General features: G+C 66.6%; 9 protein-coding genes and 1 riboswitch. Of the genes, 5 read left to right on the top strand and 4 right to left on the bottom strand.

Translation table 11 applies throughout. From position 1 onward, the window contains the following. Positions 1-193 precede the first annotated feature (193 nt). Together AC5P7E_RS16090 and AC5P7E_RS16085 are read right to left on the bottom strand one after the other, a co-directional pair. Positions 194-1,855, bottom strand: coding sequence for an MFS transporter (locus AC5P7E_RS16090; protein ID WP_005411659.1), 1,662 nt, complete (start codon positions 1,853-1,855; stop codon positions 194-196). Between the two features lie 192 nt (positions 1,856-2,047). After that, positions 2,048-3,475 carry a DcaP family trimeric outer membrane transporter gene (locus AC5P7E_RS16085; RefSeq protein WP_099490694.1) on the bottom strand — a complete coding sequence of 476 codons (1,428 nt, stop codon included), beginning with the start codon at positions 3,473-3,475 and terminating at the stop codon, positions 2,048-2,050. A gap of 245 nt (positions 3,476-3,720) precedes the next feature. On the opposite strand from AC5P7E_RS16085, the gene acs reads away from it, so the two are divergent. From acs to AC5P7E_RS16070, 3 genes are all read left to right on the top strand, one after another. After that, a complete protein-coding gene (gene acs / locus AC5P7E_RS16080) occupies positions 3,721-5,664 on the top strand; it encodes an acetate--CoA ligase (RefSeq protein WP_005411661.1) in 1,944 nt (647 codons plus the stop codon). A 79-nt stretch (positions 5,665-5,743) separates the two neighbouring features. Continuing rightward, positions 5,744-6,409, top strand: coding sequence for a response regulator transcription factor (locus AC5P7E_RS16075; protein ID WP_005411662.1), 666 nt, complete (start codon positions 5,744-5,746; stop codon positions 6,407-6,409). A gap of 232 nt (positions 6,410-6,641) precedes the next feature. Continuing rightward, positions 6,642-6,731, top strand: a riboswitch (yybP-ykoY riboswitch). A gap of 88 nt (positions 6,732-6,819) precedes the next feature. Then, positions 6,820-7,395 carry a manganese efflux pump MntP gene (locus tag AC5P7E_RS16070; RefSeq protein WP_088430561.1) on the top strand — a complete coding sequence of 192 codons (576 nt, stop codon included), beginning with the start codon at positions 6,820-6,822 and terminating at the stop codon, positions 7,393-7,395. A gap of 39 nt (positions 7,396-7,434) precedes the next feature. Here the strand turns inward: AC5P7E_RS16070 and AC5P7E_RS16065 are convergent, their stop codons facing one another. Both AC5P7E_RS16065 and AC5P7E_RS16060 read right to left on the bottom strand, forming a co-directional pair. Next, positions 7,435-10,881 carry a hybrid sensor histidine kinase/response regulator gene (locus tag AC5P7E_RS16065; protein ID WP_114618978.1) on the bottom strand — a complete coding sequence of 1,149 codons (3,447 nt, stop codon included), beginning with the start codon at positions 10,879-10,881 and terminating at the stop codon, positions 7,435-7,437. 207 nt (positions 10,882-11,088) lie between these two features. Then, entirely contained in the window at positions 11,089-13,236 is a 2,148-nt protein-coding gene (locus AC5P7E_RS16060; protein ID WP_099531406.1) for a S46 family peptidase, read from the bottom strand. Positions 13,237-13,363: 127 nt separating this feature from the next. Between AC5P7E_RS16060 and AC5P7E_RS16055 the strand changes: the two genes are divergently transcribed. Together AC5P7E_RS16055 and AC5P7E_RS16050 are read left to right on the top strand one after the other, a co-directional pair. Continuing rightward, positions 13,364-15,052, top strand: coding sequence for a molecular chaperone HscC (locus AC5P7E_RS16055; RefSeq protein ID WP_005414921.1), 1,689 nt, complete (start codon positions 13,364-13,366; stop codon positions 15,050-15,052). Continuing rightward, on the top strand, positions 15,049-16,662 hold the full coding sequence (locus AC5P7E_RS16050) for a J domain-containing protein (protein ID WP_099531407.1): 1,614 nt from the start codon (positions 15,049-15,051) through the stop codon (positions 16,660-16,662). The genes AC5P7E_RS16055 and AC5P7E_RS16050 overlap by 4 nt, the downstream gene beginning before the upstream one ends. The last annotated feature ends 16 nt before the right edge of the window (positions 16,663-16,678 follow it).

Raw genomic sequence — 16,678 nt, 5'->3', positions numbered from 1 at the left:
TGCGCGACGCAATGGTAGTGTCGGCCGCTGGCCGGCAACCTCATGAATCTCCGCGGACATAAAGCCGTTGCCGGCCAGCGGCCGGCACTACCGGAATGCGAGCCGAGTGGGCACGCCCCACAAACAGAAAGGCCGCGGTCTGCACCGCGGCCCCTGAAACCCGGTGAGTGCCGACCGTTGGTCGGCACACCGGTTACTTGGTGATATCCACGTCCTTGGTCTCACGCAGGAACAGGCCGCCGATCACCACCGACATCAGCGCAATGATGATGGGGTACCACAGGCCGTAGTACAGGTTGCCGGTACCGGCCACCAGCGCGAACGAGATCGCCGGCAGGAAGCCACCGAACCAGCCGTTGCCGATGTGGTACGGCAGCGACATCGAGGTGTAGCGGATGCGGGTCGGGAACAGTTCGACCAGGTAAGCGGCAATCGGGCCGTAGACCATGGTCACGTACAGCACCAGCAGCCACAGCATGAAGATGGTGCCGGCGATGTTGATGCGGGCGCCGTCGGCCTTGGCCGGGTAGCCGGCGGTGGTCAGGGCGGTCTTCAGTTCCGCACCGAACGCATCGGCCTTGGCCTTGCCCTCTTCCTTGGTCAGGCCGGCGGCCTCATACGAGGTGACGCTGGCGCTGCCCACGTTCACCATCGCCAGCGAACCGGCGGCGGCGGGCTGCACGTCGTACGGCACACCGGCCTTGGTCAGCGCGGCGGTGGCCACGTCGCAGGAGCTGGTGAACTTGCGCAGGCCCACCGGATCGAACTGGAATGAACAGGTGTTCGGATCGGCGACGACCAGCGCCGGCGAGGATGCACGCGCTTCTTCGATGGCCGGGTTGGCGAAGTGGGTCAGGCCCTTGAAGATCGGGATGTAGGTGATGGCCGCCAGCAGGCAGCCGGCCAGGATGATCTTCTTGCGGCCGATGCGGTCGGACAGCCAGCCGAAGAAGATGAAGAACGGCACGCCCAGCGCCAGCGCGGCCGCGATCAGCAGGTAGGAGGTGGTGGCATCGACCTTCAGCATGCTGCTGAGGAAGAACAGCGCGTAGAACTGGCCGCCGTACCAGACCACGGCCTGGCCGGCCGCCGCACCGAGCAGGACCAGCAGCATCAGCTTCAGGTTGCCGCCCTTCAGGCTGTCACGGAACGGCGTCTTGGAACCCTTGCCCTCGGACTTCATCTGCTGGAACAGCGGCGACTCGCTCAGCTGCAGGCGGATCCACACCGACACGCCCAGCAGCAGGATCGACACCAGGAACGGGATGCGCCAGCCCCAGGCTTCGAAGGCTTCATTGCCCAGGAAGTAGCGGCAGGCCAGGATGATCAGCAGCGACATGAACAGGCCGAGCGTGGCGGTGCACTGGATGAAGCTGGTATACAGGCCGCGCTTGTCGTCCGGCGCGTGCTCGGCCACGTAGGTGGCGGCACCGCCGTACTCGCCGCCCATCGCCAGACCCTGGGCCAGGCGCAGGATGATCAGGATCACCGGTGCGGCGAAACCGATCGAGGCATAGTTGGGCAGCACGCCGACCAGGAAGGTCGAGATGCCCATGATCAGGATGGTGACCAGGAAGGTGTACTTGCGGCCGATGCGGTCGCCGAGGCTGCCGAAGAAGGCCGCGCCGAACGGACGCACGAAGAAGCCGGCAGCAAACGCCAGCAGGGCGAAGATCATGCCCGTGGTTTCATTGACGCCACTGAAGAACTGCTTGGCGATGATGGCCGCGAGCGAGCCGTACAGGAAGAAGTCATACCACTCGAAGACCGTGCCGAGGCTCGAGGCGAAGATGACCTTCTTGTGGCCCTTGGTCAGGGTGCCCGCTTTATGTGCGGTGCTGGGTGTACTGGACATGGGACGCTTCCCCTCCGAAGCAATCGTTGTTGGTGGGTGCCGACCGTTGGTCGGCACTCAATTCGGTAGATGCCGACCTTGGCCGGCACCCCATCTCGGTAGGTGCCGACCTTGGCCGGCACCCCATCTCGGTAGATGCCGACCTTGGCCGGCACCCATCTCGGTAGGTGCCGGCCGCTGGCCGGCACGCTCTTAGAAGCTGTACTTCGTGGTGAACTGCAATCGGGTGATGTCACCCTTGTTGCCGTTCTCCACTTCGCGACGGCCGTACATCAGTTCGGCGCCGATATCGACCTTGGGCAGCGGCGAATAGAAGATGTTGCCGCGGATGCTCTGCACGCTCTTGGTCACCAGCGGGCCCAGGATGCTGTCGTTGTCGTAGTCGCTGCGCGCATAGATCAGGTTGGTGCGCAGCTTCGGTGAGAACGCATGCCGCCAGCCCACGTAGCCGGCCAGCACGCCGGTCGGGTTGAGCTCGTCGCGGGCCACGTCGTAGGCGCTGTCGGCGGTGATGCCCAGACCGATGTAGCGGGCGATGCCTTCGCCGCCGGTCAGCTGGTAGTGCAGCGAATCGCTGTCGCCCATCACCCATTTGCCGCCCAGGGTCAGGCCGCCAGCCACCTTGTCGGCCTTGGCGCCGGTGGCCTGGTTGTCGACCTTCAGCTGACGGACGATGCCGCCGACACCGAAGGTGCCCCAGTCACCCTTCCAGCCATAGCGAAGGGTCAGGTCAGGCAGGCTGCCACGGTCGGAGTTGGCGCTGGTGTTGGTCCAGGCGCCGGTGACCGGGTTGCGGGTACCGGTGAGGGTGGTGGTTTCCGGGTTTTCCAGCGCGACGCTGAAGCCACCCTGGGTGTAGCGCACCTGGGCCTGGCGCACGAAGATCACGCCGTCGGTGGGGCCGACGAAGTCGACCGCTTCGGGCAGCGCGGCCGCGTCCATGAAGTTGGACCAGGTCTGGCCGGCCATCCAGTTGTTCCAGTACATGTAGGCGTGGCGCAGGGTCACACCATAGGTATTGGTGGCGGTCTGGTTGCCCAGCGAGTTGCCGAAGAAGTCCATCTCGAAGAACGCACCGGCCTTGTTGCCCGACTCGCTCACGTTGTCGATGCCCAGGTTGAAGCGCGAGAACTTGGCGTGGGCATTGAAGTCGGTGCCCGAACGCTTGCCGCTGCCGCCGGCGCCTTCCACCGGGGTCTGGCCCGGCAGATACAGCGAGCGGCCGGTGGCGTCGTCGGCCAGCTGGCCATCGCTGGTCTGGGTGGCCAGGAAGTCGGCCTTGATGAAGCCGCCGATCTTGACCGTGGTGCCCGGCGCGGCGCCCGGGGTGATGGTGGTGACCTGGATCGGCTGCTTGCCTGCCGGCACAGAGGCGACCGGCTTCTGCTCGGCCTGCACCGTGCGCACTTCGGTCACCGCCTGCTGGGTCTGGCTGATCTGGGTCTGTTGTTGTTGCTGCGAAGACAGCAGCAGCTGGACCTGGCGTTCCAGTTCGGCAACGCGTGCTTCCAGCGCTTTCTCTTTGGCGGTCTCAGCGAACGCCATGCCCGGTGCGACCAGGGCGACCAACAGGCAGGCCGCCAAAGGTGTGCGCACGGCTTTCAACGTACGGTGGCTCATGTTGCCCTCTCTCCCAAGTGGCAAGGTGATGCCGCGCGTGGGGCACGGTCGAGCCGAGACTGCGGGGCGATTATGTATAGCGGCTATTCGCCATTGGTCGAACCCGGCCCTGCTGGGCGCTCACTTTCGACCATGGTCTAACCAGAGTGGTGACGCGGCCGGGGGTGGATGGGGCAAACTGAAGGGGATCGGTCGCTGCGATGCTGCGACCGCACATACAAAGTCAACGTGCAAGTGAGGGTGCCATGGCTGATATCTACCCCGTCGATCCGCAATTCGCCGCCAAGGCACGCATCGACAAGACGTCGTACGAACAGCAGTACCAGGCTTCGGTGACCGACCCGGATGGTTTCTGGGGCAAGGCCGCCGAGCGCCTGCAGTGGATGCGCAAGCCGACCAGGATCAAGAACGTCAGCTACGACCTGTCCGACTTCCACATCAAGTGGTTCGAAGATGGCGAGCTCAATGCCAGCGTGAACTGCCTGGATCGCCAGCTGGAAACGCGCGGCGACAAGACCGCCCTGCTGTTCGAGCCCGATGGCCCGGATGCACCGGCCCAGCACGTGACCTACCGCGAGCTGTACGAGCGCACCTGCCGCCTCGGCAATGCGCTGCGCAACCTGGGCGTCAAGAAGGGCGACCGCGTCACCATCTACCTGCCGATGATCGTCGACGCCGCCGTGGCCATGCTGGCCTGCGCGCGCATCGGTGCGATCCACTCGGTGGTGTTCGGTGGCTTCGCGCCGAACTCGATCGCCGACCGCGTCAGCGACTGCCAGAGCAAGCTGATCATCACCGCCGACGAGGGCCTGCGCGGTGGCCGCAGGATTCCGCTGAAGGCCAACGTCGATGCCGCGCTGAAGCTGCCGGGCACCAATACCGTGGAAACCGTGCTGGTGGTGCGCCACACCGGCGGTGCGGTGGACATGCAGGCCCCGCGCGACCGCTGGTTCCACGATGTGGTGGACAGCCAGCCGGCCACCTGCGAACCGGAACGCATGAACGCGGAAGACCCGCTGTTCATCCTCTACACCTCCGGTTCCACCGGCAAGCCGAAGGGCGTGCTGCACACCACCGGCGGTTACCTGCTGTACGCGGCCTACACCCATGAAGCGGTGTTCGACCTGCGCGAGGACGACATCTACTGGTGCACCGCCGACGTCGGCTGGGTCACCGGCCACAGCTACATCGTGTACGGGCCGCTGGCCAACGGCGCGACCTCGCTGATGTTCGAAGGCGTGCCGAACTACCCGGACACGTCGCGCTTCTGGAACGTCATCGACAAGCACAAGGTGACCATCTTCTACACCGCCCCGACCGCCATCCGTGCGCTGATGCGCGAAGGCGAGGAGCCGGTGAAGAAGACCTCGCGCGCCTCGCTGCGCCTGCTCGGCAGCGTCGGCGAGCCGATCAACCCGGAAGCCTGGCGCTGGTACTACGAGGTGGTCGGCGACAGCCGCTGCCCGATCGTCGATACCTGGTGGCAGACCGAGACCGGCGGCATCCTGATCTCGCCGCTGGCCGGCGCGATGGACCTCAAGCCGGGTTCGGCCACCCTGCCCTTCTTCGGCGTGCAGCCGGCGCTGGTCAATGCCGATGGCGAGATCCAGGACGGCCCGACCGAGGGCAACCTGATCATCCGTGATTCCTGGCCGGGCCAGATGCGCACGGTGTACGGCGACCACCAGCGTTTCATCGATACCTATTTCCGCACCTACCCGGGCAGCTACTTCACCGGCGACGGTTGCCGACGCGACGAGGACGGCTATTACTGGATCACCGGCCGCGTCGATGACGTGATCAACGTGTCGGGCCACCGCATCGGCACCGCCGAAGTGGAAAGCGCGCTGGTCTCGCACCCGAAGGTGGCCGAAGCGGCCGTGGTCGGCTTCCCGCACGACGTGAAGGGCCAGGGCATCTACGCCTACGTCACCCTGGTGGCCGAAGAGGCACCGAGCGACGAGCTGCACAAGGAGCTGATCGCTTGGGTGCGCAAGGAGATCGGCCCGATCGCCACGCCCGACCACCTGCAGTGGGCACCGGGCCTGCCGAAGACCCGCTCGGGCAAGATCATGCGCCGCATCCTGCGCAAGATCGCCGAGAACGCGCCGGACCAGCTCGGCGACACCTCGACCCTGGCTGATCCGTCGGTGGTGGCGTCACTGGTGGACGAGCGCAAGGTGCGCTGATGTACGACCGGGGTCGGATCCCTTTCCGCAAGGAAAGGGCTCTGACCCCATCTGCTTTCCCCCACGGTTCCCCCCGACCATGACCACCCTCCTGATTGCCGATGACCACCCGCTGTTCCGCGAAGCCCTGCGCGGCGCCGTGCAGCGGGTCATCCCCGGCGTGCAGCTGTTCGAGGCAGACAGCGTGGAAGCGCTGTATGCGCTGGCCGACCAGCACAACGACGCCGACCTGGTCCTGATGGACCTCAACATGCCCGGTGCGCAGGGTTTCAACGCGCTGGTGCACATGCGCTCGCTGCATCCGCACCTGCCGGTGGTAGTGGTGTCCGCGCGCGAAGAGGCGACGGTGATGCGCCGCGCGCTCGACCACGGCGCGCTGGGCTTCATTCCGAAGTCTGCGGATTCGGACACCATCGGCCACGCACTGGGCACCATCCTCGATGGCGAGACCTGGGCGCCGCCGGAAGCGCACAACGTGCCGCCCACCGAGCGCGAGGAACGCGAAGTCGGCCAGCGACTGCGCGAGCTCACCCCGCAGCAGTTCCGCGTGCTGCAGATGCTGGGCGCAGGCCGCTTGAACAAGCAGATCGCTTACGACCTCAACGTCTCCGAAGCGACGATCAAGGCCCACGTCACCGCCATCCTGCGCAAGCTGGGCGTGACCAACCGCACCCAGGCCGTGCTGATGGCCGGCAAGCTGGCGATCGACGACGACGCCATCGTGCTGCCGCCGGAAGAAGATTGAGGTAGTGCCGGCCGCTGGCCGGCAATCGCCTTCAGCCCCTGAAATCACCCGAAACCGCTTCGGTAGGTGCCAAGCTTGCTTGACACGCTCTCGCCGTTGCGCATGCCGGCCAGCGGCCGGCAATACCCGGCACCGTTGCGCTCGCGATATAGCCATCGCTATACAAACCAGCCCTGCCTGCGCGTTTCGCTGGAAATGCGCCACGCGCGAATCGCGATGCTAAGCTTCGCGTCCCCTTGGGGAGTAGCCGGATTCCTTCGCAGGAATCGTCCACGTCAACATACTCGGCCGGTGCGCCGTGGCGTGGACAACCATGATGGTTGGCGAGACCAGCGGCCCGCGCGCGCAACGTCAGGTTGGGCGCGAGCGCAGGCCGTGCGTCCGTCCTAGCCCGACCTCAGCAGCTGCCCATGTCCCCCATTTCGATCCTCCTGATCGGCTTTGCCATGTCCACCGATGCCTTCGCTGCGGCGATCGGCAAGGGTGCGGCCATGCGCAAGCCGGTGTTCCGCGATGCACTACGGGCCGGCATCATCTTCGGCGTCATCGAGGCGATCACGCCCATCATCGGCTGGCTGCTCGGCCGCGCCGCGCTGCAGTACGTCGAAGCCTTCGACCACTGGATCGCCTTCGGCCTGCTCGGCGCACTGGGCATCCACATGATCTACAACGGCCTGCGCCCGGAAAGTGTCGACGAGGACGAAGACCCCTCCCAGCACCATGGCTTCTTGAAGCTGGCGTTGACCGGTTTCGCCACCAGCATCGACGCGATGGCGGTAGGCATCGGCCTGGCCTTCATGGACGTGCATATCGGCGTGATGGCTGCGGTCATCGGCCTGTGCACGCTGACCATGGTCACCGCCGGCATCATGCTCGGCCGCGTGCTGGGCAGCATGGTCGGCAAGCGTGCCGAGATCATCGGTGGCGTGATCCTGGTGATCATCGGTGCGGCGATCCTGTACGAGCACCTGCACGGCGTGGGGTAACGCTTCCGCGATTACGTGGTTGCCGGCCAGCGGCCGGCACTACTGCGCGTCGCGCAGCGCGCCGAGGAAGGCGCGCAGCGAGGCCGGCTTGATCGGCTTGGTCAGCACGCGGTAGCCGCGTTCGCGCGCCATCCGCTTCAGCTCGTCGCGGCCATCGGCGGTCAGCAGCGCACCCGGCAGCGGGTAACCGGCGGCTTCGCGCAGGGCCACCAGCGCGTCCAGGCCATCCATGCGGTCGTGCAGGTGGTAGTCGACCAGCATCACCTGTGGTCGTTCGGCCACATTCTCCAACGCCTGATCCACCGTCGATGCCGTGATCACCTGCACCTGCCAACGGCCGAGCAGTGCGCGCATGCCGTCGAGGATCTCCTCGTCGTTGTCCACGCACAGCACGCGCAGGCCCGCCAGCGAATCGCTGCGCACCGGCGCGGCGACGGCCTGTACCGGCGCGGCCAGTTCGGTGTAGCCCGGCAGCGGTGCGACCCGCGGCAGGATGATCGAGAACATCGATCCCTTGCCGACCCGGCTGCGCGCATTGAGGCGATGGTCAAGCAGACGCGAGATGCGCTGGCAGATCGACAGGCCCAGCCCCAACCCCTGCTCACCCCAATCGAACGGTTGCTGGTAGCGGTGGAACTCGTCGAAGATCTGCCGCATGTGGTGCTCGGGAATACCGGGGCCGGTATCCCACACCTGCAGTTCCACCTCGTCGCCACGCTGACGCACGGCCAGCACGATGCGTCCCTGGCGCGTGTAGCGCAGCGCATTGGCCAGGAAGTTCTGCAGCACGCGGCGCAGCAGGCGGCGGTCACTGCGCACCCATGCCGGGCGTGCGAACAGGTCCAGGCGCAGGCCACGGCCGGCGGCGACCGGGGTGTACTGCGCAGCCAGTTCGCGCATCAGCGCGCTCACGTCGAATTCGCCGATCACCGGGTGCAGGCCGCCGGCGTCCAGGCGCGATACGTCCAGCAGGCCATCGAGCAGTTCTTCAGCCGCGCGCAGCGATGCATCCACGCGCTCGGCCAGGTGCTTCTGCTCATCGCTCACGTGATCGCTGTCGCGCAGCGCGGAAGCGAACAGGCGTGCGGCGTTCAGTGGCTGCAGCACGTCATGGCTGATCGCCGCCAGGAAGCGGGTCTTCGACTGCTGCGCGACCTCGGCCTCATGCGAACGCTCTGCCACGCGCTGTTCCAGCGTCTCGTTGGCTTCCAGCAGGGCCTTTTCCGCGTGCTTGTAGTCGGTGATGTCGTTGTAGCTGGTCACGTAACCGCCGCCGGGCAGCGCCTGGCCACGCATCTCGATCACCTTGCCGTCGCTGCGGGTGCGCTCGAACACGTGCGGCGAACCGGCGCGCATGTAGCCGATGCGGCGGTTGATCTGCACTTCAATATCGCCTTCGCCCAGCTCGCCGCGCTCGGCGTTGTAGCGGATCAGGTCGGCCACCGGACGACCTACGTAGAGCATGCCGTCGGGGTAGCCGAACATGTCCTGGTAACGACGATTCCATGCGGTCAGCCGCATGTCCGGATCGACCACGCTGACCCCGGCGCTGATGTTCTCCAGCGTGGTCGACAGGATCTCGCGGTTGAAGCGCAGTTCCTGCCCGGCTTCGTCCAGCACCGCCACCACTTCGCCCAGGTCCATGCCCGAGCCGCGCAGCAGGCTGGTCAGCAGCAGGCGCGCCGAGGCCGCACCAATCGACGCGGCCAGCAGGCGTTCGGTGAACTGCACCCACGGCCGGTCGGCCGGCGCCGAGGATTGCAGCTCGCGGCCCAGCGACTGTGCCTGCTCGAAGAACGAACGCCGCGCATGGCGCTCGCCGACCACGCGCGAGGCAAGTGCCAGCAGGTCGCCCACGTGCACATGACCGGGCCAGCCACCGGCCACCGACGGGCGCTCGGCATACGGGTCGAGGAACGGCGCGGCGCGCAGCCGCTCGTCCACACCGGGCCGCCAGCGTGCGGACACCAGCATCATCGTCGCCGCATTGACCAGCAGCGACCAGAACGTGCCATGGGTCAGCGGGTCCCAGCCGGTCATGCCGAACAGCTGCTGCGGGCGCAGCCACTCGATGCCGAACGGGCCGTGCTGCACCCAGCCAGCATCGACCCAGCCGGCCATGGTCATCGCCGGCAGCAGCAGTGTGTACAGCCAAGTGGCGAAGCCCAGCAGCATGCCTACCTCGACACCACGCCGGCTCGCGCCGCGCCAGTACAGACCGCCGATCAGCCCGGGCGCGAACTGCGCCACCGCCGCGAACGCCATCAGGCCGTACGAGGCCAACGTGCTGTCGTTGCTGCTGGTGCGGTAGTAGCTGTACGCCATCAGCGCCAGCAGCAGGATCGCCAGGCGGCGGATCCACAGCACGCGCGAGGCAACGTCGGCGGCTTCCTGATGGTCGCCACTGCGACGCAGCAGCACCGGCATCACCAGATCGTTGCTGACCATGGTGGCCAGCGCGATGGACGAGACGATGACCATGCCGGTGGCGGCGGAGAAGCCGCCCACATAGGCGATCAGCGCCAGCGCGTTGCGGCCTTCGGCCAGCGGCAGGGCCAGCACCATCGAGTCGTCGGCGACGCTGCCGCCGGTGCCGAACAGGGTCACGCCGGCGGTGGCGATCGGCAGCACCATGCCGGAGATCAGCACCAGGTAGCCACCGAACATCCAGCGCGCGCGGCGTACATCGCGCACGTCACCGCACTCGACCACGGCCACGTGGAACTGGCGTGGCAGGCAGATGATGGCCAGGAAGCTGAGCAGGGTCTGCGAGATGAAGCCCACCGGCGGCAGGCCGGTGAACAGCGTATGCACCGACTCGACCACCGCGTCGGTGCGGTTGCTCAGCCACAGGTAGGCGAACACGCCCACGGCCAGCATCGCCAGCAGCTTGATCACCGATTCGAAGGCGATCGCCAGCATCATGCCGTGGTGGTGCTCGGTGGCGTCGACCTGGCGGGTGCCGAACAGGGTGGCGAACAGCGCCATCAGCAGCGCCACGTACAGCGCCGGATCGGTGAAGAAGCCGGTCGGGCCGCTGTTGCCGGTCAGCACCTGCAGGCTCATCGCCACCGCTTTGTACTGCAGGGCCAGGTACGGGATGATGCCGATCAGGGCGATGATCGCCACCAGTGCCGCCAACCGCCGCGAGCGGCCGAAGCGCGAGGAGATGAAATCGGCGATGGAGACCACGTTCTGGCTGCGCGCGATCAGCGCCAGGCGCTCGATGATGCGCCAGCCGAACAACAGCAGCAGCAACGGACCGATATAGATCGGCAGGTAGCCCACGCCGTTGCGCACGGCGGTGCCGACCGCGCCGTAGAAGGTCCACGACGAGCAGTACACGGCCAGCGCCAGGCTGTACACCACCGGCCGCAGCCACGGCCGGTCGGGATACATCGGCCGGCGGTCACCCCACCACGCCACGCCGAACAGCAGCGCGGCATAGGCAACCGAGACCAGCAGCAGGATCCAGCTGGAGACCACGCGTGCGTTTCCGTCGGAACAGGGGCCAGTAGATCACGACCGTTGGTCGTGAGGGTAGGTCATGGCGGTGGGTCACGACCGTTGGCCCGTCTGGTGGGTCACGACCGTTGGTCGTGACGGGGACATCCGTGCCCACTGACAGTGGGCACCTACCGGGAAGCAATGGGCACCCACCAGGAAGCGGTGGGCACCTGCCAGGTTCCGGCGTTATTGGGCCGGCACGCCCATTTCCTTCAGCAGCTCTGGCGCCGGGTAGACCTTGGCCAGCAGCCAGCGCAGGTAGCGCATGTCCACGTGCACGGCGCGCTTGTAGCGCGGGTCGAACCACCAGCTGGCGCTGACCGATTCCCAGTTGCTGTCGAAGTTCAGGCCGATCAGTTCACCCTTGGCGTTGAGCACCGGCGAGCCGGAGTTGCCGCCGGTGGTATCCAGGTTGGTCAGGAAGTTGACCGTCTGGGTCTTCAGCGCCGGGTCGGCGGTGCTGCCGAAGTCACCCTTGGCAATCGCCGCCAGCAGCGGCTTGGGTGCATCGAACGGATAGGCGTTGGTGTTCTTCTCGACGATGCCGGCCACGGTGGTCACCGGCGAGTAGGTCACGCCATCGCGCGGGTGCAGCGCCTCCACCTTGCCGTAGCTGATGCGCAGGGTGCGGTTGGCATCCGGGTACACGGCGCGGCCCTGCTTGGCACGCCAGGCGAACAGCGCCTGCATGTAGGCCGGGCGCAGGCGCAGCTGCTCGCCTTCGCGGGTCTTGCTCTCGTTCTCGATGCGCAGCTGCGCGGCCACCAGCGGGCCGGCCACGGCGATCAGCGGATCGGCGGCCAGCGCCTTGCCTTCACGTGCGGCGGCGAAGCGCGACAGGCGCTGCGCCTCGTCACCCAGCTGGGTGCCCGCATACAGGGTGTCCAGCGCCTTGGCCAGCTGCTGCGGGGTACGGCCGAAGGCCGCGTCGAACTCGGCCACGCGCTGCGCGTCCGGCAGCTGCTGGTAGCGGGTCAGCAGGGTGGTCAGCAGCGCCTTCTCGACCTCCGGTGCGTAACGGCGCTGGACCTGCTTGAGCACGCCTTCGATCATCGCCTGGTCGCGCTGCTGGTAGCCGCTTTCGCGCTGCGCGTCCGGCTTGGCCGATTCGATGCGCAGGCGCTCCAGCAGCAACGCCGAACGCAGCAGCTGGCTCTGCGCGGCCATCTGGTCCAGCAGCAGGTCACGCTCGCCCACCGCCGCGCCCTGCGACAGGTTGGCCAGCAGCGCCTTGATGTCGCCCTGGTACCTGCGGTCGGTGGCCGCCAGCATCGCCGTCTCGTCGGCGGCACGCTGGGCCTTCGCGTCGCTGCGCAGCAGGCCTTCCAGCTCACCGGCAGCGCGCTTGCGGTTGTTCTTCAGCGACTGCAGCTGCGAGGCGTAGCGGGTGCGCGCCTGGGCATCCTTGGCGCTGGCCGCCTCGATGGTGTCGATCATCTGCTGGAACACCGACACGCGGCGCGGCAGCACGGTATCGATCTGGCCAGCGAATTCGGCCGCGGTACGATGGCGGTAGGTGATGCCCGGGTAACCGGCCAGCATCGCGTAGTCGCCTTCCTTCGGGCCTTCCACCGACATCTGCAGGTGTGCCGGGGCCTGGTAGGGCACGTTGTCCTTGCTGTAGGCGGCCGGCTTGCCGTCCTTGCCCACGTAGGCGCGCAGCAGGGTGAAGTCGCCGGTGTGGCGCGGCCACATGAAGTTGTCGATCTCGTCGCCGTAGTTGCCGATCGCACGCGGCGGCGCGTACACCAGGCGCACGTCGCTCAGTTCCAGCTGGGCGATGCGGTAGAAGTCGGTGCCGTAGTACATGTTGGCCACCGAGCAGCGCACGCTGCCGTCCTTCTCGCACTCGGCCACGATCTGCTTGCTGGCCGCATCGACGGCATCGAAGTAGGCGCGGCCGGTCTTGCCACGCGCCTGCGCCAGTACCTGGTCGGTCACCTTGTCGAAGCCGACGGTGACCAGCACGCGGAAGTCCGGGTTGGCCGGGCGCTCGTCGCCACGGTCCCTGGCGATGAAGCCACCAGTGATCAGGTCGTGCTCGGGCGAGCTGTTGTACTGGATCACGCCCATCGCCACGTGGTGGTTGGTCAGCAGCAGGCCGTCGGCGGACACGAACGAACCGGTGCCGCCACCGGCACGCACCACGGCGCTCAGCGGCGGCGCAGTGACGTTGGCCAGGTCGGCCGGATTGCCCTTGAAACCTGCGGCCTGCAGCGGCTTGGCCAGTTCCGGCAGCTGCGTCGGCATCCACATGCCTTCATCGGCGTGGGCACCGGCGGCGAGGGTCAGGCCCAGGGCCAGGGCGGTGGGAAGGGCTTTGCGTGATGACATGAGGCAATCCGGTACGACAGAACAGCCCGGGACCATAGCCCGTGGGGCGCTGTCGGGCAACGCCCGATGGTCAGGGGGTCGGGGCCACTCCTACAATCGCGGTTCCCTGCACAACGGACGTCAGCAGATGATTGTTGGAATCGACCTGGGCACGACGCACTCGCTCATCGGTGTGCATTCGTCGGATGGACCGCGCCTGTTCCCCAATGCCCATGGCGAGCTGTTGACCCCGTCGGTAGTCAGTCTCGACGGCGACATCGTGCTGGTGGGTGCTCCCGCTCGCGATCGCCTGATCAGCCATCCTGATCAGAGCGTGGCCCATTTCAAACGCTGGATGGGCAGCAACCGTGAAACCCGGCTGGGCGATCGCGTATTCCGTCCCGAGGAGCTTTCGGCGCTGGTGCTGCGTTCATTGCTGGCCGATGCGGAAGCCGTGCTCGGGCAGAAAGTGGAAGAAGCGGTCATCAGCGTGCCTGCGTATTTTTCCGACGCCCAGCGCAAGGCCACCCGCGCCGCCGGCGAACTGGCTGGCATCCGGGTCGAGCGCCTGATCAACGAACCCACCGCCGCCGCGCTGTCCTATGGCCTGCAGCAGCGCGAGGAGGATGCTCGGGTGCTGGTACTGGACCTTGGCGGTGGCACCTTCGATGTCTCCATCCTGGAGCTGTTCGAAGGTGTGGTGGAAGTCCATGCCAGCGCCGGCGACAACTTCCTTGGCGGAGAAGACTTCCTGCGGGTGCTCGAGCAGGCGTTGCTGGCCGAACAGGGCCTGCGGGCGGCCATGATCGCCCCGGGCGAACGTGCACAGCTGCTGCGCCGGCTGGAACTGTTCAAGCGCGAACTGAGCCAACAGGGCAGCGGCCACCTGCAGTTCAACCTGGAAGGCCGCGAATTGGACTGGCAGCTGGATGAGGCACGCTACGCGCAGTTGTGCGACCCCCTGCTACAGCGCATGCGTGCGCCCATCGAACGGGCCATCCGTGATGCCCGCCTGAAGCCGGAGGCGCTGGACGACATCGTGCTGGTGGGCGGTGCCGTCCGCATGCCGATGATCAGCCGGCTGGTGACCCGCATGTTCGGTCGCCTGCCATTGCGGCATGTCAACCCGGACCAGGCCATCGCCATGGGCGCGGCCGTGGCGGCCGGCCTTAAAGCGCGCGACCAGTCACTGCGCGAAACCGTGCTGACCGATGTCTGCCCCTATACGTTGGGCATACAGGTGTGCCGTCGCGATGCATCCGGCCAGGAGCGCGGCGGCTACTTCCATCCGATCATCCAGCGCAACAGCGTGGTGCCGGTCAGCCGCGAGGACGATTTCTGCCCAATCAACGATGCACAGACACAGCTGGTACTGGACATCTACCAGGGCGAAAGCCCCACCGTGGACCGCAACATCAAACTGGGTGAAATCCGCATTCCGTTGAAGGGAAAGGGCCCGGCCCAGGCAAAAAGCGTGACTGCCCGCTTCACCTACGACGTCAACGGATTGCTGCAGGTGGAGGTGACCGAACATGCCAGCGGGACCCGGCATGAGCTGATTCTGGAACAGAACCCCGGCTTGCTGTCACCGGACGAGATCCAGCAGCGGCTCGCGGCACTGCAGTCATTGAAAGTGCATCCGCGCGACGATCAACCGAACCTGGCCGTAGTGGCCCGACTGGGTCGGCTTTACGAAGAGTGCCTCGACCAGCGCGATACCCTGCAGAGATGGCTGTCGCAGTTCCATGCTGCGCTGGAGAGCCAGGACCTGGCCCGTATCGAACGCCACCGCGAGGAATTGACCCACGCCATGGATTCGCTGGAGATCGATGCATGAGGCGGGGGCTGGACGTCCTCGAACTGGACGAGGATGCTGACGAGCGGGCGATCAAGCGAGCCTACGCCAGGCTGTTGCGGGTAACCCGGCCTGACGATGATCCGGTTGCGTTCCAGCACCTGCATGAGGCTTACCAGTCTGCGGTGTCATGGGCGAAACAACGCGCTCAGCCCCTCGACATCGATCAGGACAAGCACGCCTTGCCGCCGATGCAGGATCCATCGCTGGAACCGGCGTCGCGTGCACATATCGATGCGATACACGCAGCGATCGCGCTGGATCACCAGCTGGAGCAGGAACGCGGGCCATACGGCCATGACCCTGTCCGGATCGTGCAGACCACACCGATGCCGCCAGCCGACACCGGGTTGGACAAGGTGGTAGAGCCGTCGCAGAGCGATCCGCACGGGCCTGACGCGTTACCAACGGCGCACGCCCTGGCACCGCAGCCCACGCTCGCCCCTGCTGGCGACGGCGAGCGATCGCCACTGCGTTCAGTGGATCAGATGGTCGCGGCCATCCTGATCCGACTGGCTGCAGCTGCCCGGGGCAGCGACGATGACACGACCGTGCCCGCGCTGGAAACCTGGCTGCAGGCTCAACCCGAGCTATGGTCCCTGCATGACAAGCCGCTCATCGCGGCGTCCCTGCTGGAGCAACTGCGCGAGGCGTCCCCGCCTCTGCCGCGGGAGGTGGTCGAGCACGTGGCCAGCAGCTTCGGCTGGGATGATATCGGCAACGGACTCGATGCCGAGGATCTGCAGCGGATCGTGCGTCGCTGCGATCAGGCCTGGATGCTCACGGATGCGGGCCGGCAGCGCCTGGCGTGGCATGTTTCGCGGCTGGACACCTCCATCGTGCGCCCGGATATGCGCCCGGTACTGGACCGGTTGCGCCGCCCGCGCAGCCGCTGGCGCAACCTGCTGGAGTCGCTGCCGTGGTCGCGGCCCGACATCACGGTGCTGACGTTGGCGGCACTGCGTTACTGGCCCGATCGTGAGCTGCCGCCAGGCCTGTCCGCCACGCAGGTGGCGTTCTGGAGTCGCTTCGGCAGCCGTCAGGATCCTCTGCGTTCGCAGGTGGCCGCCCTTCGGGCCTGGTTGGCCGGCCTGCTGTGCGGCACGATCTGCCTGGTCGGCGTGATCAACAGCTGGCCACTGGCCTCCACCGAGGGCGGCATGACCGGCGGTGCGAAGGCCGCGCTCAGCCTCGCGATCGGCACGCTGCTGATTCCATTCGGCTGGTACCTGATCTGCGGATTACGGATGCTGATCAGCTGGCAGGTGAACCCGGTTGCGGCTGGAAGCTGGCGGCAGGTCGCCTCGCTTCCAGTTACTGTCGTTGTCGGTGCCGGCCTTCTGCTGCTGTTCCAGCATGAGTCGTTCCCGGATATGTCTGGGATCCTGTTGGCTCGTGGACTGGTGTTCGCGCTCTGGTTGGTGGCATTCATCGGTACCACCACGCAGCGCCAGCGGCTCGGTATGGCCGACCATGGCGCCCTGGACCGCGTCAGCATGATTCCCGGCCTGATTTTTCCCTGGTTGGGGCTGGTGATCGTGCTGGGCTATTGGGCCCGCACCCAGGTGCTGCGGCGCAGATCGCCGCAATGATGCATCCATGTGCGGC

The sequence above is a fragment of the Stenotrophomonas sp. YJH_SMC_25 genome (genome assembly GCF_059369595.1).
This window is presented reverse-complemented; position numbering and strand designations above follow the sequence as displayed.